We start from the raw sequence: 25,330 nt of genomic DNA, 5'->3' as shown, positions 1-25,330 counted from the left end.
GGGTGAGCGGGAACCGTTGCCGGATGCCCGGGCCGTACCGGCCGGGTCCGGCGCGGCCCTGTCACGCCCGCGCGATACACACCTGCAGCAGCAGACTTCGCCCGCTTCTCGGCGGCCCTCTCCGGCCGGTGCGGCCCGGGAGCAGCGGCCGGCCGCTCAGCGCCCCGGCTGCCAGGAGTGCGCTGCCGGCCACCCCACCGAGGCCCGCGGGCTTGAGCAGGGTGTGGTCGCGTGCGGGGGTCGACACACAGACCGCCCCGCGCATCTCCGACTCGGGGCCGGCCCGGAACGCGGAACCGGAGTGAGCGGTGGCCGGATGGGCGGCCTCGGCCTCGGGCGCCATCGCGGAATGGCCGTGACCGCCGGGCATGACGGCCGCCGCGGAGGCGGTGGCGGACACCCCGTGGCAGCCGCCGGCCGCGGAGGCCGGTGCGCCGTGCATCAGGAACAGGCCGAGGAGCAGCGCGCACATCACGGCCGGCCGGGCCATGACCCGCATGACCCGTCGGCGTGCGGCTCCGCTGCTCACCCGACTCCCCGCTCTGCGTGTTCCGGCTCTTGTGTTCCGGTGCGCCGTCCTGCCGACCGCCACTCGCTCAGGGCGGCCCGGCCGTCACCGTACGGCCCGACGATACCCCGGCCTGGTATCGGACGCCCGGCCGGGCCCTCTCCCCCGCACCTGGCGGGTGACGCGGCGACCTGCCCGCCCGGCCCCGCGCACGGTGCGCGGGCAGCGCCGTTATCGACACTGGTAACCGACATCGGTGCAGCCTTTGCACGGATGGCCCGTACTGAGGTTCACTGCCGGTCTGCGACCGCACAGGGGGCATCACGTGAGCAGCCACGATCACCACCATCCGGGCTCGGGTGACCACGGGCACAGCCACGGCGTGGCCCAGGACGCGGACCGCCGCTGGCTGGGCGGCGCCCTCACCCTGATCCTCGTCTTCATGGCCGGGGAAGTCGTCGTCGGACTGGCCTCGCACTCCCTCGCCCTGCTCTCCGACGCGGCCCATATGCTCACTGACGCCGCGTCCATCGTCCTGGCACTGGTCGCGATGCGGCTGGCCGCACGCCCCGCCAGGGGCGGCTACACCTTCGGCCTCAAGCGCGCCGAGATCCTCTCCGCCCAGGCCAACGGCATCACCCTGCTCGTGCTCGCCGCCTGGCTGGCCTACGAAGCGGCGCGGCGCCTGATCGACCCTCCGACGGTCACCGGTGGCCCGGTTCTGGTCACCGCGCTCGTCGGAGTCGCCGTCAATCTCCTCGCCGCCTGGTGCATCTCCCGGGCCAACCGCACCAGCCTCAACGTCGAGGGCGCCTACCAGCACATCCTGACCGACCTGTACGGCTTCATCGCCACCGCTGTCGCCGGTGTGGTGGTGCTGACCACCGGGTTCGCCAGGGCCGACGCCATCGCGACGCTGGTCGTGGTGGCCCTCATGGTGCGCGCCGGCGCCGGGCTCGCCCGGGCATCGGGCCGCATCTTCCTGGAAGCCGCCCCCGCGGGCACCGACCCGGACGTCCTCGGCGACCAGCTCGCGGCGCAGGACGGGGTCGTGGAGGTCCACGATCTGCACGTCTGGCAGATCAGCTCCGAGCAGACCGCCCTGTCCGCCCATGTGCTCGTCACCCCGGCCGGTGACTGCCACGCCGTACGCCGCGGCCTCGAACGGCTCCTGGCGGACCGGTGGAACATCACCCACACCACCCTCCAGGTCGACCACGCCCATACGGCCGCTGCCGTACAGGACCTCACCATCGGCGCCGCCCCGCCGTCCGCCGCCCGTTCAGCGGCGCACTGCGAGGACGCCCACGGGCCCACGCACCACGCCGGGCCGCACGATCACTGATCCCGCAGGGGCGGGCAGGGACGGTATACGGGCGGCTCCGCCCGCCGCGGTGACCCGACAGGCGAGGGAATACCCCCCTTGGGTATGGTGTTCCTGTCTTCGGGAAGACGGGTGCGCAAGGCGAGACCCTGCTCCATCCGACTGCCCGCTCACAGCGATCCTAAGGAAGATGCGATGACCTCCCAGGCAGACTCCCGCTCCGGTGCCGCGACCGACGTCGCGGCCGGCCCCCTCACCACCACGTACCAGGTGTCGGGCATGACCTGCGGCCACTGCGAAGGCGCGGTCTCGGAGGAAATCTCGGCGATCGACGGCGTGACCTCGGTGCAAGCCGTGGCCGCCACCGGCCGGGTCACGGTCGTCTCGTCGGCGGCACTGGACGACGAAGCCGTCCGCGCCGCCGTCGACGAGGCGGGCTACGAGCTCACCGGCCGTCTCTGACGTTCCGTCCCGCCCGGGGCCGCTCCGTCCCGGGCCTGGGATTCCACTCCGGTCCGTACCGCCCCGCTCATACGGAAGCCGTACGCACCGGACTCCCCCAGGAGACACGCAATGACCACTACGGCTCACCAGGAACCGGTGGCTCCGGCCGCCGAAGTCGAGCTCTCCATCGGCGGGATGACCTGCGCGTCGTGTGCGGCGCGCGTCGAGAAGAAGCTCAACAGGCTGGACGGTGTCACCGCCACGGTCAACTTCGCGACGGAGAAGGCGAAGGTCTCGTACGGCGAGGGCATGGATGTCGCGGACCTGATCGCCACCGTCGAGAGAACCGGCTACACCGCCGAGGAGCCGGCGCCGCCGGCGGCCGAGGAGCCCACGGAGTCCGGACCACCGGCGGACGACGGTGAAACGGTCACGCTCCGGCAGCGGCTGCTCGTCTCACTGGCTCTCTCCGTACCCGTCGTCCTGATGGCGATGGTGCCGGTCCTGCAGTTCGACAACTGGCAGTGGCTCTCCCTGACGCTCGCCGCCCCCGTCGTCGTCTGGGGCGCCCTGCCGTTCCACCGAGCCGCCTGGACCAACGCCCGGCACGGCGCCGCCACCATGGACACCCTGGTCTCCATCGGCACGCTGGCCGCGCTCGGCTGGTCGCTGTGGGCCCTGTTCTTCGGCACGGCCGGAATGACGGGGATGCGGCACGGGTTCGAGTTCACCGTGTCGCGCGCCGACGGATCGTCCTCCATCTATCTGGAGGCCGCGGCCGGGGTCACCACGTTCATCCTCGCCGGGCGCTATCTGGAGGCGAAGTCCAAGCGGAAGGCGGGCGCCGCACTGCGTGCGCTGCTGGAGCTGGGCGCCAAGGACGTGACCGTGCTCAGGGACGGCCGCGAGACCCGGGTCCCGGTGGCCGCACTGGTCGTGGGCGACCGCTTCGTCGTACGTCCCGGGGAGAAGATCGCAGCCGACGGCGCCGTGGTGGACGGGGCATCGGCCGTCGACGCCTCGACGCTGACCGGTGAGTCGGTGCCGGTCGACGTACGGACGGGCGATCCCGTCACCGGGGCCACCGTGAACGTCTCGGGCCGGCTGGTCGTCGAGGCCACCCGGGTCGGCGCCGACACCCAGCTGTCCCGGATGGCGCGGCTGGTCGAGGAGGCCCAGAACGGCAAGGCCGAGGTGCAGCGCCTCGCCGACCGGATCTCCGGCGTCTTCGTGCCCGTCGTCCTCGTCATCGCGCTGGGCACGCTGCTGACCTGGCTGGTGGCGACCGGGGACGCCACCGCCGCGTTCACCGCGGCCGTGGCCGTACTGATCATCGCCTGCCCGTGCGCCCTGGGCCTGGCCACCCCGACCGCGCTGATGGTCGGGACGGGGCGCGGCGCGCAGCTGGGCATCCTCATCAAGGGCCCGGAGGTCCTGGAGTCCACCCGCCGGGTCGACACCGTCGTACTCGACAAGACCGGCACCGTCACGACCGGGCGGATGGCCCTCCAGGACGCCCTCACCGCGCCGGGTGTCGGCGAGAAGGAACTGCTGCGGCTGGCCGGCGCGCTGGAGCACGCGTCCGAGCACCCCATCGCCCAGGCCATCGCGGCCGGCGCCACAGAGCTGGCCGGTCCCCTCCCCGTGGCCGAGAACTTCGAGAACGTCGCCGGGCTCGGCGTCCAGGGCATCGTCGACGGGCACGCGGTGCTCGTCGGCCGGGAGAAGCTGCTGGCCGAGTGGGCCATCGCGCTGCCGCCCGGGCTCGCGGACGCGAAGGCGGCGGCGGAGGCGGAGGGGCGCACAGCGGTCGTCGTGGCCTGGGACGGTGAGGCCCGGGGCGTGCTCACCGTCGCCGACGCCGTCAAGGAGACCAGCGCCGAAGCGGTCGCCCAGCTGCGGGCGCTCGGCCTCACGCCCGTACTGCTGACCGGCGACAACAAGGCGGTGGCCGAGTCCGTGGGCCGCGCCGTCGGGATCGACGAGATCATCGCCGAGGTACTGCCGCAGGACAAGGTGGACGTCATCAAGCGGCTGCAGGGAGAAGGCCGTTCGGTGGCGATGGTCGGCGACGGCGTGAACGACGCGGCCGCACTGGCCACCGCTGATCTGGGCCTGGCCATGGGCACCGGCACGGACGCGGCCATCGAGGCCGGGGATCTGACGCTGGTACGGGGCGATCTGCGCGTGGCGGCGGACGCGATCCGGCTCTCGCGCAGGACCCTCGGCACCATCAGGGGAAATCTGTTCTGGGCCTTCGGCTACAACGTGGCGGCGCTGCCGCTGGCCGCGGCCGGGCTGCTCAACCCGATGATCGCCGGGGCCGCCATGGCCTTCTCCTCGGTCTTCGTGGTCACCAACAGCCTGCGGCTGCGCTCCTTCAAGTAGCCACGGCGGTACGGAAGATCCGTCGGGCCCCGGCGCGGCACCCGCTGCGCCGGGGCTCTCCATGACAGGGACCACTTCTGTCCCGTCCGTGCGGCCGGAACCGTTTCGCCTGAGGGGACACCGCTCCCTTGGATAGCCTGCTGGTCATGGCTGTCCACGGGGGAGACGACCGTCGTTCGGAGCAGGCCGCAGGGCAACTGGCCGCACTGTTACAGGTCTTGAAGCAGCGCAGCGGTCACAGTTACGGGGTTCTGGCCGGGCGGGTGTTCACCACGAGCTCCACGTTGCACCGGTACTGCACGGGGGCGAGCGTTCCGCAGGACTGCCGGGTGCTGGTGGCTTTCGCGGAGGAGTGCGGTGCGGGGCCGGGCGAGCTGGAGGACCTGCTCCGCCTGTGGCGGGCGGCCCGGCGCCGGCTCCCCGAACCGGCACAAGCGCAGACACAGGCACAGCCACCGGCACCCGCACCCGCACCCGCACCCGCACCCGCACCACCTGACCGGCCACCGCCCGCAGCGGCGACAGGTGAAGCGCCCGCAGCGAGCCCGCAACACCGGGCGAGGTGGCGGCTGCCGCGTACGGCGCTGGTGATGGCCGTGGTGCTGATCGCGGTGTTCATGATGTCCGGGAGCGGGGTCCAGGAGCGCGGGCGGCGCGCTGTCGCGGATCCCGGCGGGCCCGGGATGTCCTGGGTGTGGGCGCCTGATCCGGTCGACCCGGCCGGGTTCGGGGTGACGCTCAATTCCAACACCGGTGCCATGCCGTCGTTCCGGGTCGGCGGTGTGCGGCTGTGGGACAGCGGCACCCGCTGGGCGGACCTGGAGCCACGGCGGGGCGCGTTCGCCTGGGCCCCGCTCGACCGGCTGGTGGCCGGGGCGCGCCGCGCGGGCAGACCGGTGTTGTTCGTGTTCGGCGGGACACCGGCCTGGGCCGCTCCGGCGGGCGGCCGCTCGCTCTACGCCGATGACTCCCGCACCGCACCGCCCGACTCGCTCGCCGACTGGGACCGCTTCGTGCGGGAACTCGTCCGGCGGGACCGGGGCAGGATCGCGGCCTATGAACTGTGGGACACCGCGGACGACCAGCATTTCTACACCGGGAGCGCCGCGAGGCTCGTCGAGATGGTCCGGCGTGCGGCCGGCATCATCCGGCACGCCGATCCGGGCGCGACCGTGGTCTGCCCCTCCATGGAGCGGGCCGGTGAACCGGCCGGGAAGGACTTCGTACGCCGGTTCGCGGCGCTCGGCGGGTACCGGTTCTGCGATGTGGCGGGCCTGAAACTGCGTCAGCGGCCCGGCGCGGAGCCACCGGAGCAGCTGTACGAACAGGTGCGTACCGCGTACGAGACCCTCCACTCGGCCGGCGCGGGGATTGCGCTGTGGAACACCGGGCCCGCCTACGACATCCCCCACGGGCCGCGGCTGACCGGGACGCGGGCGGCGGACTATGCCGTACGCACCTATCTGGTCGGACTGGCTGCCCGGGACCTGCATCTGGAGCGCACTTACCTGTACAGCTGGGGCGGTACGCGTGTCCCGGTCGTACTGCAGGCGGAAGGCAGACCGCCGACCGCCGCGGCGCGCGCGGTCGGGCAGCTGCAGGACTGGCTGGCAGGGGCGAGCACGGTGGGGTGCGGCCACGGCCCCGCGGCCGGCCTGCCCGCAGCGGTGTGGCGGTGCGACTTCCGCAGGCCGGGGGGCGCCGGACAGGAGAGCGTGCTGTGGGCCGGCGAGGGACGCACGGCTGTTCCCGTGCCCGCGGGCGCCGTGGCGGTGGCACGCATCGGCGGCCGCCAGGAGCCGCTCCACGGCCGCACCCTGACGGTGACCGGTACCCCCGTCCTCGTCCTGAGCCGCCCCCACGGCCGCGGCTGACCTTCCCCTCCTCCCCTCCCCCGTCCCACGACCGTCCCAGCCGCCGGCGTCCCCGCAGGCCAGGCGGTATCTCCCAACCCGCCGTCCCGGAACGCTCCGTCGGGGTCGTCCCCGGGGGTGCGGCCGACCAAGGTGGGTGCCGTCCTCGTCCGACGGGCACCAGGCAGCGGTTCCTCGCGCCCCGGCACGGCGGACGCCGGTTTCACCGGAGACGGTTTCACCGCTTCAGCAGAGACGGTTCCCGCGCGGACCGTTTCCCACAGACGGGAGAGAACAGATATGCCCAACCAGCGTGAGAAGGCCAGGATCCGCCGGATCGCCGCAGTGACCGCAGGTGTGGCGGCGCTGCTCGGGGGTTCGCTGATGACCGCGTCGGCGGCGAGCGCCACGATGACCCCGGCGAGCACCACCAAAGCCTATGTGGGAGGCGGGCACGCAGGTTACAACACCGCCAACCACCACGCCTGGGTCTGCGACGACAAGAGCGACGGGCACTCGGTCTACGGGGTCTACTACTTCGCGGACGGCAATACCCAGTACACCCTCAGCGACAAGGACGGCCACAACTCCAACTGTGCCGACGCGTACTTCGACAAGAGTGCGACCAGCTACAAGGTCTGCCTCAGCAAGGCGGGCATCGACCCGTGCAGCGGCAGGGTCTATCCCTGACCACGAGGAGACCGGGGGAAGCTGAACCAGGTCCCGGGCCCGCGCCGCACCGGCGAGGGCCCGGGGCCTGTCCCGTACCGACCGCGGCTCACGGTGGCGGCCGTTCGCCGCGCAGCCGTGCGATGTAGCGGTCGGCCGAGCGGCGGACGGCCGCTGCGCCGTCGCCGATCACGACGCGGCCCCACCAGCCGCCGTAGACACGGTCGAAGGCGAACCGTTCGACTCTGCGGGCGATGTCTTCGACGGTGTGCTCGTCGAGGGGGATGAAGTTGGGGAAGCTCCACATGAAGCTGACCCAGCGCCGGTCCTGGACGACGGCGACGGTGTCGCCGGTCAGCAGCGCGCCCCGGCCTTCGGAGCCGGCGGGCCAGTGCAGCACGGAGGCTCCGTCGAAGTGGCCGCCGATCCGGGCCAGGGTCAGTCCGGGAACGGGTTCGGCTTCGTCGTCGAACAACTCGATGCGGGGCGAGGGCCGTTGGATCCACTGCTGGTCCGCGCGCGGGATCAGGACCCGGGCGTCGAAAGCCTCGGCGAACTCGATGTGGGCGCCGTAGAAGTGCGGATGGGACATACAGATCGCGTCGATCCCGCCCAGCCGGGCGATCTGCCGTTTCGCGTCGTCGTCGAGCAGGGGCACGCAGTCCCACAGCACGTTTCCGTGCGGCGTACGGACCAGCAGAGCGCGCTGGCCGATCGCGACCGAGGGCTGCACACCGATCCCGACGAGTCCGGGTTCCTCGTCACGCAGTTCGTTGGTGTGGTCGCGGGCCAGTTCACCCATCGTGGTCCAGCGCTGTCCCTCCGGACCGACGTACTGGCGCTCGTCCTCACAGACGGGACAGTGCGCCGGAGGCTGTCCGGTGTCCGGGTACTGCACGGCGCAGGTCGCACAGATCCACTCAGGCATACGGCCGGGTCTCCTCTCTCAGCCCCCGTCAGCCATGGTTCCGTGTCCCGCCGTCACGAACAGGCAGGGTCCGCCGACCCTATCGGCGTCACCCGCGCTTTCCCCTTCCCCGCGTGCCCGCGCGTCGACGATGCCATGGCCCGGCCAACTGCCGCCTCAGTCCAGGTCGGACATGTCGAGCACGAAGCGGTAGCGGACGTCGTTGCGCCGGAGGCGGTCGAGTGCCGTGTCCACCTGTGCCGACGGGAGTACTTCGACGTCGGCTGCGATGCTGTGGTCCGCGCAGAATTGGAGCATCTCGGCTGTCGCCCGGCGGCCCCCGCTGCCCCCGGAGCTGAGCTTCTTGCGGCCGATGAGCAGATCCATGGCCTCGACGGTGACGGGACCGAGGTACCCGAGGAGGCTGAGGGTGCCGTCCATCGCCACCAGCTTCAGATACGGGGCGAGGTCGTGAGGGGCGGAGATGGTGTCGATGACGACGTCGAAGGTGTCACGCGCCGTGGCCATGCGCTGGGGGTCGGTGGAGGCGATGAGGTCGTGGGCGCCGAGCTCGCGGGCGTCGTCGCGCTTGTCCTCGGTGCGGCTGATGACGGTCGTGGTGGCGCCGAGTGCCACCGCCATCTTGACCGCGAGGTGACCCAGGCCGCCGAGCCCGGCCACGGCGACACGGCTGCCGGGGCCCACGCCGAGGGAGCGCAGGGGTTCCCAGACGGTGACGCCGGCGCACATCAGCGGGGCGGCTGCGGCCGGGTCGAGACCTGAGGGGAGCCGGTAGGCGAAGGTGTCGCGCACGACGTACTCGCGGGAGTAGCCGCCCAGGGTGGTCGACCCGTCCTGCCGGTCGGTGCCTCCGTAGGTCAGCGTCGGGAAGGAATGGCAGAAATTCTCCTGTCCGGCTTCGCACATGGCGCACACGCCACAGGAGTCGACGATGTTGCCCACCGCGACGGCGTCGCCGACCGAGAAGGCGGTCACCTCCCGTCCGGTCCCGGCCACCACGCCGGTGAATTCGTGACCGGGCACCAGGGGCGCCTCCGTGTCCTGGTCGTGGGCGCTCAGGGCGTGCAGGTCGGTGTGGCACACACCGCAGTGGTCGACCCGCACCGCGATGTCGTCGGGGCGCAGGTCACGGCGCTCCAGCGAAGTGCGCCGCAGCGCCGTCGGCCCCGCCGCCTGCCATCCGGTGGTCGTTCGCATTCCCACTCCTTAAACAGACTGTTCGGTCTGTCGAAGTCTAAGCACGACCCGACCGCCAAGGCAAACCAACTGTTCTGTTTGGTAGGCTGCGGGCATGCCGGAACAGCCCCAGACCTCGCGAGGCGCCGCGACCTACCAGCGCATCCTGGACGCCGCCACCGAAGAGTTCGCCCAGCACGGCATCGCCGGGGCGCGCATCGAACGCATCGTGAAGGCAGCGCACACCAACAAGGCGCAGCTCTATGCCTACTTCGGCGACAAGGAACGGCTCTTCGACGCGATCTTCCTCAGCTCGCTGGAGCGGATCACCAACGTCGTACCCATCGACGCCGACGATCTCGCGGACTGGGCCGTCCGTCTCTACGACGAGTATCTGCGCCGCCCCGACCTCATCCGGCTGGCGACCTGGACACGGCTGGAGCGCCGGCCTGCCGGGCACCTCGTCGAGACCCATCAGCACTACGACGACCACAAGCTCACGGCCATCGCCGAGGCCCAGACCGCCGGGCGGATCCGCGCGGGCGACCCGTTCGACATCATGGCCGTGGTCATCGCCATGTCCATGGCCTGGTCACCGGTCAGCAACGTCTACGCGGCCGGCAACCAGGAACCCGATGCCGTACATGAGCGGCGCCGCACCCTGCTCCGCGACTGTGTCCGAAGCGCCACCGCGGCCGACAGGGGCGACACGCCCCCCGCCGACAAGGCCCCCTGACCCCCGGCGGCCGGATCAGCCCGCGGGCCGGATCAGACCGTGGGCCCGCGTTCGGCCAGCCGCCTCAGCGAGGGAAGCAGAGCCTCCAGGTCCTGCTCGGTACGGAAAGCGACGATCATCGTGTCGGCCCCCGCCGCCCCCGCCGCAACGTTCTCGCGCTCCGGCGGTCCCGAAAAGAGCGCCAGAACCTCACGCATCGCCTCGTCCACCTCAGCCACCGGCTCGGAGCACTCGTCGCGGAGCCAGCGGCGCAGCACATGGTTGTGGGCCGAGACCACCGACGCCGCCATGAGCTCGGCCCGCAGTGAGGCCGCCGCCGTCGGGTCCCCCATCCAGTCCGCGATGAACTCGCGGAAGAGCCGCTGATAGCGCGCCACACTGGCGATCTCCCGGTCGCGCAGGGCGGTCACCTTGCTGGTGAGCGCGTAACGCCGGCGGGCGAGGTCGCCTTCGTCGATGTAGTGCAGGAGGACCAGGCGCACCGCGTCCGACACGGCGACCAGGGCGGTGCTCTGGCTCGACGTGGCCAGCCGGTCCCTGATCAGGTCGAGGAGCCGGTCGTGATCGGGGAAGATCACCGCTTCTTTGGACCGGTAGTGCCGGAAGAACGTCGTACGCCCGACTCCGGCCCGTTCCGCGATGTCGTCGACGGTCGTCTGCTCGTATCCGCGCTCGTCGAAGAGCGCGAAGGCGGCGTCCGCCAGGCGGATTCGCGCGGGTGGCTTGCTCATGACGGCCCATCCTCCCCTGTCTCGCAGGCCGAGACCACTTGCCCACTACAATGGTACTGAGTACCGTCTCACCGATATCCAGTACCGCAGGAGGTTGGGATATGGGTTCTCTTGCAGAGAGCGAGTCAGGACTGCCGATCCAGACGCTCTACGACGGCTGGTCACTGGCGGACTTCGACGCGGACACCAAACTGGGCAGCCCGGGGAAGTTCCCGTTCACCCGGGGCGTGTATCCGTCGATGTACACCGGCCGGCCATGGACCATGCGGCAGTACGCCGGGTTCGGCACGGCGAAGGAGTCCAACGAGCGGTACCACGAGCTGGTGGGCGCGGGCACGGGCGGCCTGAGCGTCGCCTTCGACCTGCCGACGCAGATGGGGTACGACTCCGACGAGCCCGTCGCCCGCGGCGAAGTGGGCAAGGTCGGCGTGGCGATCGACTCGGTCGAGGACATGCGGACGCTGTTCCGGGATCTGCCCCTGGACCAGGTGTCGACATCGATGACGATCAACGCACCGGCCTCGGCCCTGCTCCTGCTCTACCAGCTGGTGGGTGCCGAACAGGGCATATCCGGCGACCGGTTGACGGGCACGGTCCAGAACGACGTGCTCAAGGAGTACATCGCCCGCGGCACCTACATCTACCCGCCGAAGCAGTCACTGCGCCTGATCAGCGACACCTTCGCCTACTGCCACCGGGAGATGCCCCGCTGGAACACGATCTCCATCTCCGGCTACCACATGGCCGAGGCCGGAGCCACGCCCGCGCAGGAGATCGCCTTCGCCCTGGCCAACGCGAAGGAGTACGTACGGGCCGCGATCGCCGCCGGGCTCGATGTCGACGACTTCGCACCGCGCCTGTCGTTCTTCTTCGTCGCCAGGACCACGCTGCTGGAGGAGATCGCGAAGTTCCGCGCCGCCCGCCGTATCTGGGCGCGCATCATGCGCGACGAGTTCAAGGCCAGGAACCCCAAGTCGCAGATGCTGCGCTTCCACACCCAGACCGCGGGGGTGCAGCTGACCGCGCAGCAGCCTGAGGTCAACCTCGTCCGGGTCGCCCTCCAGGGCCTGGGCGCCGTCCTGGGCGGGACGCAGTCCCTGCACACCAACTCCTACGACGAGGCCATCGCCCTGCCCACCCAGAAGGCCGCCCGCCTCGCTCTGCGCACCCAGCAGGTCATCGCGTACGAGACCGACGTGACCAGGACGGTCGACCCCTTCGCCGGTTCCTACGTCATGGAGTCGATGACCGACGACGTGGAGGGCGCGGCCCTGGAGCTGATCGAGGCGGTCGAGGACCGGGGAGGTGCGGTCGCGGCGATCGAGCAGGGCTTCCAGAAGTCCGAGATCGAGAAGTCCGCGTACCGGATCGCGCTGGAGATCGACAAACGCGACCGGACGGTCGTCGGCGTCAACCAGTACGCCATCGACGAGGAGGAGCCCTACGAGCCGCTGCGGGTCGATCCCCGTATCGAGACCGACCAGTGCGAGCGCCTGGCGGCCCTGCGCGCCGAGCGCGACAACGACGCCGTGCAACGTGCCCTGGACGCTCTGCGCTCCACCGCGCAGGGCACCGACAACGTGCTCCCCCCGATGCGTGAGGCGCTGCGGCACCACGCAACGGTCGGCGAGGTCTCCCATGCCCTGCGCGACATCTGGGGCGTGCACGTCCCCCACGACACCTTCTGACCGACGATCCTCCGGGGTGGAACAACCAGTGAAAGCCACAGAAGTGAACGCCACAGACATGCACACGACCGCGGGCAAGCTCGCCGATCTCCAGCGCCGTACGTCGGAGTCGACACACGCGGGGTCGGCACGCGCCATCGAGAAACAGCACGCCAAGGGCAAGCTGACGGCCCGCGAACGGATCGACCTGCTGCTCGACGAGGGGTCCTTCACCGAACTGGACGAGTTCGCCCGGCACCGCTCCACCCACTTCGGTCTCGACAGCAACCGCCCGTACGGCGACGGGGTCGTCACCGGTTACGGCACCGTCGACGACCGCCCGGTCGTGGTGTTCTCGCAGGACTTCACCGTCTTCGGCGGGGCCCTCGGCGAGGTATACGGCCAGAAGATCGTCAAGGCCATGGACTTCGCGCTCAAGAACGGCTGTCCTGTCATCGGGATCAACGACTCCGGCGGTGCCCGCATCCAGGAGGGCGTGGCCTCGCTGGGCGCCTACGGTGAGATCTTCCGCCGCAACACCCATGCCTCCGGGGTGATCCCCCAGATCAGCCTGGTCGTGGGCCCGTGCGCGGGCGGCGCGGTGTACTCGCCCGCGATCACCGACTTCACGGTGATGGTCGACCAGACCTCGCACATGTTCATCACGGGGCCCGACGTCATCAAGACGGTCACGGGTGAGGACGTCGGCTTCGAGGAGCTGGGCGGCGCCCGTACGCACAACTCCACATCCGGTGTGGCGCACCATCTGGCGGGTGACGAGAAGGACGCGATCGAGTACGTCAAGAGCCTGCTGTCGTACCTGCCGTCCAACAACCTCTCCGCCCCGCCGGCCTTCCCCGAGGAGGCGGACCTGGAGACCTCGGACGTGGACCGGGAGCTGGACACGCTCATCCCGGACTCGGCCAACCAGCCCTACGACATGCTCACCACGATCGAACACGTCCTGGACGACCACGAATTCCTGGAGACCCAGGCGCTGTTCGCCCCGAACATCATCACCGGCTTCGGCCGGGTCGAGGGCCAGTCCGTCGGTATCGTCGCCAACCAGCCGCTGCAGTACGCCGGCTGTCTCAACATCGACGCGTCGGAGAAGGGCGCCCGCTTCGTGCGGACCTGCGACGCGTACAACATCCCGGTCATCACCTTCGTCGACGTACCGGGCTTCCTGCCGGGTGTGGACCAGGAGTACGGCGGCATCATCCGGCGCGGCGCCAAGCTGATCTTCGCGTACGCCGAGGCCACTGTGCCGCTGATCACGGTGATCACCCGCAAGGCGTTCGGCGGCGCGTACGACGTGATGGGCTCCAAGCACCTGGGCGCCGACCTCAACCTCGCCTGGCCCACCGCGCAGATCGCCGTCATGGGCGCCCAGGGCGCAGTCAACATCCTGCACCGGCGCACGCTCACCGCGATCGACGACCCCACGGCCCAGGACGAGCGGCGCCGGGAACTGATCCAGGAGTACGAGGACACGCTGCTCAACCCGTACGTCGCGGCCGAACGCGGCTATGTCGACGCGGTGATCATGCCGTCCGAGACCCGCCGCCACATCGTCCGGGGCCTGCGGGCCCTGCGTGACAAGCGCGAGTCACTGCCGCCCAAGAAGCACGGCAACATCCCCCTGTAGGACTCTCCGCACACCATGAGGAGCCGCTGTGATCAAGGTTGTCCGGGGAAACCCCACTGCCGAGGAACTCGCCGCCATGGTCGCGGTGTTGTCCGCCGACCGCACCGCCGGCCCCACCGGCGGCCCCGCCCCTGGCCCCCGCCCGGCCGGAGCCTGGGGGTCCCCTCCCCTTCTCCTGCGTACTCCGCACACCTACGGCCCCGCCGGGTGGCGCACCCCGGCCCTGCCCCACTGACATTCCGATCGGAGCAACCATGAACAGCCCGCGACAGCGCATACGCCTCGGCGGCGCCCCTCGCATCATCGATATCCCCGGCCCGCTCAGTGGCGGACGGCCGACCGCGCGGGAGGCGTCGGCGTGCTGACGAAAGTACTCATCGCGAACCGCGGCGAGATCGCCGTACGCGTGGCCCGGGCCTGCCGGGACACCGGGATCGGGAGCGCGGCGGTCTACGCGGACCCCGACCGCGACGCTCTGCACGTCCGCGCGGCGGACGAGGCGTACGCCCTGGGCGGTGACACCCCCGCGACCAGCTATCTGGACATCGCCAAGGTGCTGGCGGCCGCCGCCGACTCCGGCGCGGACGCGATCCACCCCGGCTACGGCTTCCTCTCCGAGAACGCCGAGTTCGCGCAGGCGGTCCTTGACGCGGGGCTGATATGGATCGGGCCGCCGCCGCAGGCGATCCGCGACCTGGGTGACAAGGTCGCCGCCCGGCACATCGCGCAGCGTGCCGGTGCCCCGCTGGTCCCCGGAACCGCCGACCCGGTCTCCGGCTCCGACGAGGTGGTCGCCTTCGCCGAGGAGAACGGCCTGCCGATCGCCATCAAGGCGGCCTTCGGCGGTGGCGGCCGCGGCCTGAAGGTCGCCCGCACCCTCGAAGAGATCCCCGAGCTGTACGACTCGGCGGTCCGCGAGGCCGTCGCCGCCTTCGGGCGCGGTGAGTGCTTCGTCGAGCGCTACCTGGACAAGCCGCGGCACGTCGAGACCCAGTGCCTGGCCGACAAGTTCGGCAACGTCGTCGTCGTCTCCACCCGTGACTGCTCGCTCCAGCGCCGCCACCAGAAGCTGGTCGAGGAGGCGCCCGCGCCCTTCCTGAGCGAGGAGCAGAACGCCGAGCTGTACGCCGCGTCCAAGGCCATCCTCAAGGAGGCCGGTTACGTCGGCGCGGGCACCGTCGAGTTCCTGGTGGGCCTCGACGGCACCATCTCCTTCCTGGAGGTCAACACCCGCCTCCAGGTGGAGCACCCCGTCACCGAAGAGGTCAGCGGCATCGACCTGGTGCGCGAGATGTTCCGTATCGCCGACGGCGAGGAACTGGGCTACGACGACCCGAAGCTGCGCGGTCACTCCTTCGAGTTCCGTATCAACGGCGAGGACCCGGGCCGCGGCTTCCTGCCCGCCCCGGGCACCGTCACCACCTTCGCCCCGCCGACCGGCCCCGGTGTCCGCCTCGACGCGGGCGTCGAGTCCGGCTCGGTCATCGGCCCCGCCTGGGACTCGCTGCTCGCCAAGCTGATCGTCACCGGCGCCACCCGCGAGCAGGCCCTCCAGCGAGCCGCCCGCGCCCTGGACGAGTTCACCGTCGAAGGCATGGCCACCGCCATCCCCTTCCACCGCGCGGTCGTCAGGGATCCGGCCTTCGCTCCCGAACTCACCGGCAGCGAGGCGCCGTTCACGGTCCACACCCGCTGGATCGAGACGGAGTTCGTCAACGAGATCCCGCCGTTCGTGGCGCCCGGTACGGGCGAGGCGGAGGCGGACACCCGCGAGACCGTCGTGGTCGAGGTCGGCGGTAAGCGCGTCGAGGTGTCACTGCCGTCGTCCCTGGGCCTGGCGCAGGCCGGTGCGACGGGGCCCGGGGGCGCCAAGCCCAAGCGCAGGGCCGCGAAGAAGTCGGGTTCCGCCGCGTCCGGTGACGCGCTGGCCTCCCCGATGCAGGGCACCATCGTCAAGGTCGCCGTGGAGGAGGGCCAGCAGGTCACCGAAGGTGAACTCGTCGTCGTCCTCGAAGCGATGAAGATGGAACAGCCGCTCAACGCCCACCGGTCGGGCACCGTCAAGGGTCTGACCGCCGAGATCGGGGCCTCGCTCACCTCGGGCGCCGTCATCTGCGAAATCAAGGACTGAGCGACCGGCGGGAGTGGGGTCGGCGGCTCGGAGAGGCCGCGACTGGCGCAAAACCCTGCCGCTGGTGGGCTCGTGCGCCATCCTGGCCGGGTGACCCGGGAGCGAAGGGCTCTCGGGCCGCCCGGCCAGGAAAAGAGTTGGTCTCGTGCCCGACCCGGATGGGGAAGCGACTGCGGACAACATCCTGGCCCGCTGGGATGTGGCGCGTCGGGGGGCGACCAGCCGGGCGGTTGCCGACGCGGACTTCCATGTCTGGCTGATGCGCACCCTTCCGGTGCTCGCTCGGCAGCTCGGGCCGGCGCCCGATGAGGATCTGGCGCACTGTATGACCGTGGGCGCGACGATCGAGCGCTGCGTCGCGCTCGGCCGGTTCGACGACTCGCTGATTCTGACCGACTGGCTGGTCGGCCTGTACGCGCCGCGTGGCGACGGCCTCGCCCGGCGGACGGTCTCGGGGGCGACCGGCCTCTACCGTGACGCGGCCCTGCTGCCCGAGCTGCATGCGCACGCGACCACGTCGCTGAGGCGGATGGTCGAGTTGATCCCCCAGAGGGGAGACACGGAAACGCAATGGCTGAGCTGCAAGGCGCTCATGGACCTCAGCACGCTCCTCGTCATCGGCAGGGATACGCACAACAACCGGCAGCGCACACAGGCGAGTATCGACGTCTGCGACGAGATCATCGAGCGCTGGCAGTCGAGCGGCGAACCCTGGCTGCGGGTGAATGTCGCCGCCACCATGGTCAACAAGGCCATCAACTGCATGGAAATCGGCGAAGAACGGGCCGCCGGGCGGACCTACGCGCGCATCATCGAACTGTTCGCGGCGGACACCGCCGATCCCGGAAACAGCAAGCTGAGCGAGCATGTCCGGATCGCCAGGCATGCGCTGGACGTACTGGAAACGGTGCGCATACCGGAGCCGGAGTTCAAGACCGGATACCTGGACGCGATGATGCGGGCAGCCCGCCGGACAGGACGTTACGACCCGGAGGGGCTCGTCGGCGTCCCGCGCGACTACGACGTGCATTCCATCCGGCTGGCCGGTCGGATCCATCGTGCGACGACGAACCTCGTACGGCGGTCGGCGTGCTCGGGAGATCCCACCGTTCTGCTGCTGCGCAACTTCGAACTCACCGAGTCGTCGTTCGTGGGCTCGCCGCCCCATTCGGTGGTGGGGCAGGACGATCCGGACGGGTATGCCCGGGTCATTCGTTATACGGACGGCCTGCGCGTACTGAACCGGATGGCCGAGATCACTGATGTCGTTCAGGTAGCCAACACCGGGGCCGCCGCATTGGGGATCGACCGTCAGATGGGGTCCCTGCTCGGCATCTCCACACGACTGCAGCGGTTCCTGTATCTGCCGGACGACGGCTGGCCGGCCGTCGTCCGTACCCTCATCGTCCTCGCCGAGCGTGTCGTCGTCTGGGCGGCGGAGAAGACCCCCGCGCTGCTGCGGGAACTCGAACTGATCAAGGAGTTGGGGCGCACCGGCGACAGCGTCGTACTGCTGGAGAAGCCGTTGCCCGGGCCGGTGGGATCGGTGGGATCGGTCGGGCCGGTGGGGTCGGTCGGGCCGGAGCACTTCCAAGGCTCCGTTGCGGCCCTCGCTCCGGACGACCCGGCCCTGGCCGGGTTCCCGGTGATCGTGCGTGCCCAGGATGTCGCGGCGGTCGACCCTGAGGACAGCGCCTTCCTGCACGAGCTGACCGGTCCCGTCACCGCACTCGGCCGGCGGCCGGTGCATGAGCGCGTGGCCCGGATACGCGGGCGGCTCGACGCACTGCGGTGAGGTGGCTCCGGGGGATGCCGCTCCATACGCGGGGAAGCAGGCGCTCAGGATGTGTTCAGGTTCACGAGGGGAAGCGCCGGGGACTCACCCGGCCGGCATGTACAGGGCGCCCCAGACCCGTTCGCCGCCGCGCTTGCGGGTCTTGGCGTGGTGGGGCTGCATCGAAGCGTTCGGGCCAGAGGGGCTGGCCTGTTGCTCGGCCGAGGGGGGCGTCGGGACTGCCGGCGAGGGCCGGGAGGCCGATGACCCACCAGGCGTCTCGTTCGGTGGCGAGGACGCGCCCGGCAAGGTCGTCTTCGTGCCGGCGGGTCTGGATCAGGCAGATGGCTCCGCTCGGTTCGAGTCGGGTCTGCAGTACGGAGGTCCACCAATCCCAGAAGGACCGACACCTCGGGGTGTCACCTTCGTACCTGGTTCACTCGTCGATCAAGACAAGAACCGGCGGGCCCTGCGTGCTGACAATCCATGAGTCCTTCCCGATCAAGGGTGGAACCAGGAGCGTCACCACCACCTTCACCTTTACCATCACGCTGACCTGATCCCGCTGCCATACCCATAGCGAGGAAAACGCATGCTTCGAGTCCAGCAACTCGCCGAAACCGTACTCCACGATCTGCGCGCACAGCGCCCAGATCTGGAGCCCCGCGTGACATGCACACCCGCAGAGGACCCACCGGGGAGCGGCGCTGTCCTTGTGGTCGACGCCTCTGGCACAGGATGCGGGTTCTCAGTGGATGGTTCAGAAGGTGAGGACGAAGTCATTTCCGCCCTCGCCGACGGAATTCCCACAGCCTTCGTCGAACTGTTTCAGGTAGGACTACCAGTAGTTCCTGGAACTCAGCGCCCCGCAAAACCAGTGACTGTTGACGGTATCGTTTCATGGCAGGGCCCGAAGGGTCTATCCAATTGGTCCTGCCCCGTCGGCGAGCTCAACTAACTGACGCCACAACAAAGCCGTGCAGCGGGTAATCGATTCCAAATGCGTAGAACTCTACATAAGCGGCATCTGTTCAGCCAAGCCAGGCCGCTTAGGCGTTTTGGAACCGGGCGGCGCGTCCGGCGCGCCGCGCTGAGTGCGCAGCCACCAGGCGAGCTGGTAGTTGCGGCAGGCCCGAAAGGGGGCCGAGTTCCGGCGTGGCCCGGTCGGGGGGATGTTGTGCTCGCCCCATCCCGTGATAGGGCGAGTGTTCTCCAGGTGGACAAAGAGGCCAGGCACGAGGGCGGCTCCTTCCCACTGCTCTCCCGAGGCGCCCTCGAAGGACGATTACGCCCCCGCCCCCACCGCCTTCACGCTCCCCGGAAGGCCGGGCCTGATCGTGGTCTCCTCCCGTTTCCCTGCCCGACGGCCGGACCTGGCAGACGGGGCGGGGTTCAGCCGGCGTACGGGACCCCGCCGGGGCCGCCCCGCGGACTTCCGCCTGACCAACAGCGTGCCCGCACACGCCCGGTACGCCGGAGCAACCGCCCCCCGGTCAGGTAACCGCGAGCGCTCTCAGCGGAGCTTGACCGAGCCCCCGTCGGCCATGACGGTCTGTCCTGTCATGTACCGCGCGTCGTCACTGGCGAGGAAAGCGACGATGGGGGCGACATCGCGGTCCGGGTCGCCGAAGCGGCCCAACGGGACGGCGGCCGCGGACTGCGCGTACTGCTCGGGGCGCGCCTGCGCCCACTGGACCACACCGGCTGTCAGGGCCATCGGGCAGACCACATTGACCCGGATGTTGAACTCCGCCCACTCGTTGGCGGCCACACGGCTCAAACCACGGATCGCTTCCTTCGTCGCCGCGTACGACGCCTGGTTCGGCTGGCCGTTCAAACCGGCACCGGAGCCGAAGTTGATGACGCAGGCGTTGCCGGTCCTCTTGAGTTCCGGCAGGGCGGCCAGCATGAAGTTGCGAGTAGCGTACAGACCGGTGTCCATCGCCAGATTCCAGTCGTCGTCCGTCTGCTCCTCGAAGGGCTTCTGGCGCGACACGCTCGCGTTGTTCACCAGTACGTCCAGGGCCCCGAAGCGCTCAACGGCCGTAGCCACGGCCGTATCGGCCACGTTCCGGTCGGAGACATCGCCCCGCAGGAAGACCACGGCGTCACCCAGCTCACCGGCGAGCGCCTCGCCGGCCTCCTCCTGCAGGTCGACGATGACGACCCGGGCCCCGCGTGCGACGAACAGTTTCGTGATGGCGCCGCCGATACCGGAGGCACCCCCGGTGACGATGACCGACTTGCCGTCCAAGGTGCGAGAACTCATGAAGCGGTTCCTTCCGTGATGGCCTGCGTGATTGGCTGCGTGGTGGCCTGCGTGACTGCCGGCGTGGTTGCCTGCGACGCAGAAGTGCTGGGGATACGGGTTGCTCCGGATGTGCGGCTCAGGCGGGGAGTTGATCCCGCCGCCCCGGTACGGCCGAGGACTGCATGGTCATCCCCCCGTCGACGACCAGCAGTTGGCCGGTGAGGTAGCGGGACTCGTCGGAGGCGAGGAACACCATGGCGTGGCCGATGTCCTCGGGGGCGCCGAGATAGGGCAGGGCGTTGCCCTTCTTCAGGCTCTCGATGACGCTCGCCGGCAGGTTGTTCTCCAGCGCCGGTGTCATGACGGCCCCGGGTGCGACAGCGTTGCACCGGATGTTCTGCGGCCCGTACTGCACGGCAATGGACTTGGTGACACTGACCACCGCCGCCTTGACCGCCCCGTAGGACGTCTGCAGGACGTCACCGACGAGTGCCGCGACCGATGCGGTGTTGATGACCGAACCGCCACCGGCCCGGATCATGTGGGGGATCGCGTGCCGCGAGCCGAGGAGCGTACTGGTCACGTTGCGGGCGACCGCCCGGTGGAACTCCTCCATGTCCATGCGCAGCAGGTCGAGGTCGGTTCGCGGATCGGTCCCGCCCACGTGGTTGCAGAGCACGTTCAGGCCGCCGAACTCCCTGACGGTCCCGTCGATCATGTCCGCGATCGAGCTCTCGTCGGTGACATCCACCGTGACGGGCAGGGCCAGGCCGCCCGCCTTCTCGATGAGCGCCGCCGACTCCGCGGCCGCCGCGGTGTCGTAGTCGGCGACCACCACCCGTGCGCCTTCCCGGCTCATGAGTTCCGCCGCCGCACGGCCGATGCCACTGCCGGCTCCGGTCACCACGGCGACCTTGTCCTTGAGGCGTTTCATGGGGTTACTTCCTTGCTGAGACGGAGTCCGCGTGTGGGCGGACCGGCGCAGGTGCCATGGAGGGCGTGGTCCGCCGCCGGCTGAGTACCGGACAGGCCGCACGAACGGGAGCGCCTCGGCGCCCGGTCCCCCGCGCGCCAGGGCGCGTCCGGCAGATCCGGCGGGGCCTGCCGGTCTGCCGGGCGGGTCTCCCACACAGTTCTTCTACGCGGTTCTCCCACCGACACGACGACCCTGCATGATGTGCATGTTACATACACAAGGTAGCCTGTGCAACGGCACCGGAGCAAGGCGCCGGTACGGAGCACGGCCATGGACACCGGCGGAGCGGGACGAGAGGAAGGGCACCGGAACAGATGAAGGAGCCGAGCAAGCAGGAGCGCCGCCTTGGCGATCTGGAACGAGAACTGACTCTGTTGTCACGGCATTTCATCGCCTCGCGCGGCCCACGGATCGGGCAGAGCCTGGACCGCTCGGCCTACGTTCTCCTCACACGGCTGGAGACCGGCGAACCGCTCACACTCAAGGAGCTGGCGCACACCTTCCAGGCCGACGTGTCCACCATCAACCGCCAGATGAGCGCCATGCTCCGCCACGGCCTGGTCGAGCACATCCCCGCCCCCACCCGAGGAGCCGCACGCACGTTCCGGCCCACCCCACTCGGCCTGGAACGCCTGGAGGCGGACAGGGCGATCAGCCGGGCGGGGACCGCCAGACTGATCGAGGCGGCGGGCTGGAGCGAAGCGCGGACCCAGCAGTTCCTCACGCTGATGGTCGAGTTCAACCACGGCATCGAGCAGCTGGAGGGGCCCGCATAGGTCCACTGCCGTGACGGCGCCCGGACAGCGGCGCGCCCGCCCGCCCCGACCGTCCCTCACGGGCCGGCCGCAGCCAGTCGGAGACTGGGAGCATGACCGACCCGACTCAGGACCCCCGCTTCCTGCAGGACCCCTACCCCACCTACACGGCCATGCGGTCCGCATGCCCGGTGCAGCCGGTGCCCACCGGCCCCGGCGGGCACACCAGCTACCTGGTCACCGGTTACGCGGAAGCCAGGCAGGCCCTTGCCGACCCGCGGCTCTCCAAGGACACCGCCGCCTTCTTCGCGGGTAAAGGGTCACGGCGTCGCCTTCACCCCGCGGTGGCACACAACATGCTGGCCGGCGACCCGCCCCAGCACACCCGGCTGCGCAAACTGGTCACCCAAGCCTTCACCACGGGGGCTGTGGCAGAGCTGCGGCCGTTCATTGCCCGGGTCACCGGCCAACTGCTGGATCAGTGGCCCGACGGCGAGCGGTCCGACTTCGTGGCCGGGCTGGCGGTACCGCTGCCGGTCATCGTGATCTGTGAACTGCTCGGCGTCCCGGACGAGGACCGGCCCGCCGTCCGGCGCTGGTCCGGAGAGCTGTTCGCGGCAGGCAGGCCCGATGTCATCGACGCGGCCTCGCACTCCCTGGCCGGCTACATGACGCGCCTCATCGCCGCCAAGCGCCTGTACCCCGGCGGTTCTCTTCTCGACCGGCTCATCTCGGCCCGTGACGGAGACGACCGGCTGAGCGAGGATGAGCTGGTCTCCCTCGCGGTGCTGCTGCTCGTGGCCGGGCACGAGACCACCACCAACTTCCTCGGCAACGCCGCCCTGGCACTGCTCCAGCACCCGGACGAGCTGGACCGCCTCCGGAGGAACCCGGACGACATCCCCGCCGTCCTTGATGAGCTGCTCCGGTTCGACTCCCCCGTCAGCACGGCCACCTTCCGGTTCACCACGGAGGCCATCGCCCTCGGCGGCACCGACATCCCGTCCGGTGTTCCCGTACTGGTCGCGCTCGGGGCCGCCAACCGTGACCCGGACCGGTTCCCTTCGCCCGACCGGCTCGACCTGGACCGTAACGCCGCCGCGCATCTCGGCTTCGGTCACGGTATCCACCGCTGCGTAGGCGCTCCCCTGGCCAAGGCCGAAGCGGACATCGCCTTCCGTGCGGTCCTGGCCCGCTTCCCCGGGATCCGGCTAGCCGAACGGTCCGACCGACTGGAGTGGCGGCGCACCCGACTGGTCCGCGGGCTGGTGTCGTTGCCCGTCTTGACGTAACGACCGGGCCGCCCGACGGAGCGAGGACACGTCCGACGGCGGAAGGCATGTCTACCGGGACGAGACGGCGAGGGCAGCGAAGGCGGCGAACCAACTCAGCATCTCGGGATGGGTGATGGCCCCCGCGCTGCTCACATCGGCGGCGTCGGTACCCTGGATGATCCGTTTCACCGGGACCTCAAGCCGCTTGCCCGTCAGGGTGCGGGGCAACGCCGGCACCTGGGTGATGGCGTCCGGCACATGGCGCGGCGACAGCTCACTGCGGATGGTCCCGGCGATCCGTGCGCGCAGCCCGTCGTCCAGCACCGCGCCGTCCCCGAGGGCCACGAACAGCGGCATGAAGTACCGGCCGTCCGGCATCTCCGCCCCGATCACCAGGCTGTCGGCGACCTGGGGAAACCGCTCCACGACGGCGTAGATGTCGGCCGAGCCCATCCGTACGCCCATCCGGTTGAGCGTCGAGTCCGAGCGCCCCGCCACCACGACCGTCAGGTCCCGGTCGACGGTGACCCAGTCGCCGTGCCGCCACACACCGGGGTACATGTCGAAGTAACTCGCCCGGTAGCGCGCCCCGTCCGGGTCGTCGACGAAGTGCAGGGGCATCGACGGCAGCGGTGCGGTCACCACCAGTTCGCCCTGCTCACCGACGACCGGCCGCCCCGATGCGTCCCAGGCGTCCAGGGCCACACCGAGTGCCGGGCACTGGATCCGGCCGGCCCTGACCGGGAGCAGCGCACTGCCGCAGGCGAGCACCGAGCAGATGTCGGTGCCCCCGCAGATCGACTGCAGCCACACATCCGGGCCGAGACGGTCCTGCGCCCAGCGCCAGGTACTCGGCGGCAGCGACGAACCGGTCTGGAGGACGGTGCGCAGCCCGCTCAGGTCCAGCTCGGCCGCCGGGTGCGCGTCCGCCTTCTCACCCGCGATCAGATAGGCCGCCCCCACGCCGACCACGCTCGCCCGGGTCTGCTCGGCGACCCTCCAGACCCCGTTGACGTCGGGGCGGGTGGGGCTGCCGTCGTAGAGGACGATCGTCGAGCCGTGCATCAGGCCCGCGACCATGAAGTTCCAGACCATCCAGCTGGTCGAGGTGTGGAAGAAGTAGCGGTCGTCGGCGCGGAGGTCGGCGCCCAGACCGAGCGCCTTCAGCAGCTCGACGACGATACCGCCGTGGCTCTGCACGATCCCCTTGGGAAGCCCGGTGGTGCCCGAGGACCACAGGGTCCACAACGGGTGGTCGAAGGGAACGTCGGCGAACACCAGGGGCTCGTCCCGATCGAGCAGGGCGGACCAGCTGTGCTGTGCCACGTCGTCGCGGGCCGTCCAGCGGGAGCCTGCCGGGGCGGGCCGCAGGTGGTCGACGGCCACCAGATGCCGCAGTGTGGGCAGCCCGGCCGTGATCTCCTCGACCGCCGGGAGCCGGTCGTACTCCTTGCCGCCGTGGCGGTAGCCGTCCACGGCCAGCAGCACGGCCGGGCGGGCCTGGCGCAGCCGCGCCAGCACGCTGGGCGTACCGAAGTCGGGCGAGCACACGGTCCACACCGCGCCCACCGCGGCGGCGGCCAGCACCGCGATCACGGCGTGCGGGGTGTTCGGAAGATATCCGGCGACCGTGTCGCCGGGCTCCACTCCCAGACGGCGCAGTGAGGCGGCCAGCGCAGCGACCTCCCGTCGCAGCTGTGTCCAGGAGGTCTCCACGGGTACGCCGCCCTCGCTGACGCTGATCAGCGCCGGGCGCTCATCGGACGGCTCGGCGAGGCACCGCTCGGCGAAGTTCAGACGCGCGCCGGGGAACCAGGAGGCGGTGGGCATCGAGGCGTCCGCCAGCACCGTGTCGTACGTGGAACGGGCGGCCAGGCCGTAGTAGTCCCATACCGCCGACCAGAACCCGGGTATGTCGGTGGTGCTCCACCGCCACAGTGCCGGGTAGTCGGCGAACCGCAGTCCCCTGGTTCGGTCGAGCCAGCGCATGAAGCCGGCGACATTGGATGCCTCGGCCTGCGCCTGCGAGGGGGACCACAGCAGGTCGGTGTCATCATTCATCGCTGCTCCCTTGGCACATGGGTGGGGTACACACAG

Annotated in this window: 20 protein-coding genes; 13 read left to right on the top strand and 7 right to left on the bottom strand. The window is 70.3% G+C overall.

Features of this window, described 5'->3' with window-relative positions:
* Positions 1–61 precede the first annotated feature (61 nt).
* Positions 62–529, bottom strand: a complete 468-nt coding sequence (locus OG510_RS34880) for a hypothetical protein (RefSeq protein ID WP_406142018.1) — start codon at positions 527–529, stop codon at positions 62–64.
* Between the two features lie 304 nt (positions 530–833).
* Between OG510_RS34880 and OG510_RS34875 the strand changes: the two genes are divergently transcribed.
* The 5 genes from OG510_RS34875 (at position 834) to OG510_RS34855 (ending at position 7,207) form a co-directional block, all read left to right on the top strand.
* Positions 834–1,853 carry a cation diffusion facilitator family transporter gene (locus OG510_RS34875; protein ID WP_406142017.1) on the top strand — a complete coding sequence of 340 codons (1,020 nt, stop codon included), beginning with the start codon at positions 834–836 and terminating at the stop codon, positions 1,851–1,853.
* A gap of 174 nt (positions 1,854–2,027) precedes the next feature.
* Positions 2,028–2,294: a heavy-metal-associated domain-containing protein gene (locus OG510_RS34870; RefSeq protein ID WP_406142016.1), complete on the top strand. Its 267-nt coding sequence runs from the start codon at positions 2,028–2,030 to the stop codon at positions 2,292–2,294.
* Between the two features lie 111 nt (positions 2,295–2,405).
* Positions 2,406–4,664: a heavy metal translocating P-type ATPase gene (locus OG510_RS34865; protein WP_406142015.1), complete on the top strand. Its 2,259-nt coding sequence runs from the start codon at positions 2,406–2,408 to the stop codon at positions 4,662–4,664.
* A 146-nt stretch (positions 4,665–4,810) separates the two neighbouring features.
* Positions 4,811–6,538 carry a helix-turn-helix domain-containing protein gene (locus OG510_RS34860; RefSeq protein WP_406142014.1) on the top strand — a complete coding sequence of 576 codons (1,728 nt, stop codon included), beginning with the start codon at positions 4,811–4,813 and terminating at the stop codon, positions 6,536–6,538.
* A gap of 279 nt (positions 6,539–6,817) precedes the next feature.
* Positions 6,818–7,207, top strand: a complete 390-nt coding sequence (locus OG510_RS34855) for a hypothetical protein (protein ID WP_406142013.1) — start codon at positions 6,818–6,820, stop codon at positions 7,205–7,207.
* Between the two features lie 88 nt (positions 7,208–7,295).
* On the opposite strand, the gene OG510_RS34850 is transcribed toward OG510_RS34855, so the two are convergent.
* Both OG510_RS34850 and OG510_RS34845 read right to left on the bottom strand, forming a co-directional pair.
* Entirely contained in the window at positions 7,296–8,114 is an 819-nt protein-coding gene (locus tag OG510_RS34850) for an MBL fold metallo-hydrolase (RefSeq protein ID WP_406142012.1), read from the bottom strand.
* Between the two features lie 156 nt (positions 8,115–8,270).
* Positions 8,271–9,311 carry an NAD(P)-dependent alcohol dehydrogenase gene (locus tag OG510_RS34845; RefSeq protein ID WP_406142011.1) on the bottom strand — a complete coding sequence of 347 codons (1,041 nt, stop codon included), beginning with the start codon at positions 9,309–9,311 and terminating at the stop codon, positions 8,271–8,273.
* Between the two features lie 94 nt (positions 9,312–9,405).
* On the opposite strand from OG510_RS34845, the gene OG510_RS34840 reads away from it, so the two are divergent.
* Positions 9,406–10,026 (top strand): TetR family transcriptional regulator, encoded by a 621-nt coding sequence (locus OG510_RS34840; RefSeq protein WP_406142010.1) that lies wholly within the window; start codon positions 9,406–9,408, stop codon positions 10,024–10,026.
* Positions 10,027–10,058: 32 nt separating this feature from the next.
* Here the strand turns inward: OG510_RS34840 and OG510_RS34835 are convergent, their stop codons facing one another.
* A complete protein-coding gene (locus tag OG510_RS34835) occupies positions 10,059–10,757 on the bottom strand; it encodes a TetR/AcrR family transcriptional regulator (RefSeq protein ID WP_406142009.1) in 699 nt (232 codons plus the stop codon).
* A gap of 101 nt (positions 10,758–10,858) precedes the next feature.
* On the opposite strand from OG510_RS34835, the gene OG510_RS34830 reads away from it, so the two are divergent.
* The 5 genes from OG510_RS34830 (at position 10,859) to OG510_RS34810 (ending at position 17,998) form a co-directional block, all read left to right on the top strand.
* Positions 10,859–12,445 carry a methylmalonyl-CoA mutase gene (locus OG510_RS34830; protein WP_406142008.1) on the top strand — a complete coding sequence of 529 codons (1,587 nt, stop codon included), beginning with the start codon at positions 10,859–10,861 and terminating at the stop codon, positions 12,443–12,445.
* Between the two features lie 58 nt (positions 12,446–12,503).
* Complete coding sequence (locus OG510_RS34825; protein ID WP_406142709.1) at positions 12,504–14,072, top strand: acyl-CoA carboxylase subunit beta; 1,569 nt, start codon at positions 12,504–12,506, stop codon at positions 14,070–14,072.
* Between the two features lie 28 nt (positions 14,073–14,100).
* Positions 14,101–14,307: an acyl-CoA carboxylase subunit epsilon gene (locus tag OG510_RS34820; RefSeq protein WP_406142007.1), complete on the top strand. Its 207-nt coding sequence runs from the start codon at positions 14,101–14,103 to the stop codon at positions 14,305–14,307.
* A 126-nt stretch (positions 14,308–14,433) separates the two neighbouring features.
* Positions 14,434–16,203 (top strand): acetyl/propionyl/methylcrotonyl-CoA carboxylase subunit alpha, encoded by a 1,770-nt coding sequence (locus tag OG510_RS34815; RefSeq protein WP_406142708.1) that lies wholly within the window; start codon positions 14,434–14,436, stop codon positions 16,201–16,203.
* 145 nt (positions 16,204–16,348) lie between these two features.
* Positions 16,349–17,998, top strand: coding sequence for a hypothetical protein (locus OG510_RS34810; protein WP_406142006.1), 1,650 nt, complete (start codon positions 16,349–16,351; stop codon positions 17,996–17,998).
* A 1,492-nt stretch (positions 17,999–19,490) separates the two neighbouring features.
* On the opposite strand, the gene OG510_RS34805 is transcribed toward OG510_RS34810, so the two are convergent.
* Positions 19,491–20,246 (bottom strand): SDR family NAD(P)-dependent oxidoreductase, encoded by a 756-nt coding sequence (locus OG510_RS34805; protein ID WP_406142005.1) that lies wholly within the window; start codon positions 20,244–20,246, stop codon positions 19,491–19,493.
* A gap of 118 nt (positions 20,247–20,364) precedes the next feature.
* On the bottom strand, positions 20,365–21,162 hold the full coding sequence (locus OG510_RS34800) for an SDR family NAD(P)-dependent oxidoreductase (RefSeq protein ID WP_406142004.1): 798 nt from the start codon (positions 21,160–21,162) through the stop codon (positions 20,365–20,367).
* A gap of 356 nt (positions 21,163–21,518) precedes the next feature.
* On the opposite strand from OG510_RS34800, the gene OG510_RS34795 reads away from it, so the two are divergent.
* On the top strand, positions 21,519–21,980 hold the full coding sequence (locus OG510_RS34795; protein ID WP_406142003.1) for a MarR family winged helix-turn-helix transcriptional regulator: 462 nt from the start codon (positions 21,519–21,521) through the stop codon (positions 21,978–21,980).
* 92 nt (positions 21,981–22,072) lie between these two features.
* A complete protein-coding gene (locus OG510_RS34790) occupies positions 22,073–23,251 on the top strand; it encodes a cytochrome P450 (protein WP_406142002.1) in 1,179 nt (392 codons plus the stop codon).
* 51 nt (positions 23,252–23,302) lie between these two features.
* On the opposite strand, the gene OG510_RS34785 is transcribed toward OG510_RS34790, so the two are convergent.
* Positions 23,303–25,294 carry an acetoacetate--CoA ligase gene (locus OG510_RS34785; protein ID WP_406142001.1) on the bottom strand — a complete coding sequence of 664 codons (1,992 nt, stop codon included), beginning with the start codon at positions 25,292–25,294 and terminating at the stop codon, positions 23,303–23,305.
* Positions 25,295–25,330 lie beyond the last annotated feature (36 nt).

The sequence above is a fragment of the Streptomyces sp. NBC_01089 genome, assembly GCF_045162975.1.
GTDB lineage: Bacteria > Actinomycetota > Actinomycetes > Streptomycetales > Streptomycetaceae > Streptomyces.
This window is presented reverse-complemented; position numbering and strand designations above follow the sequence as displayed.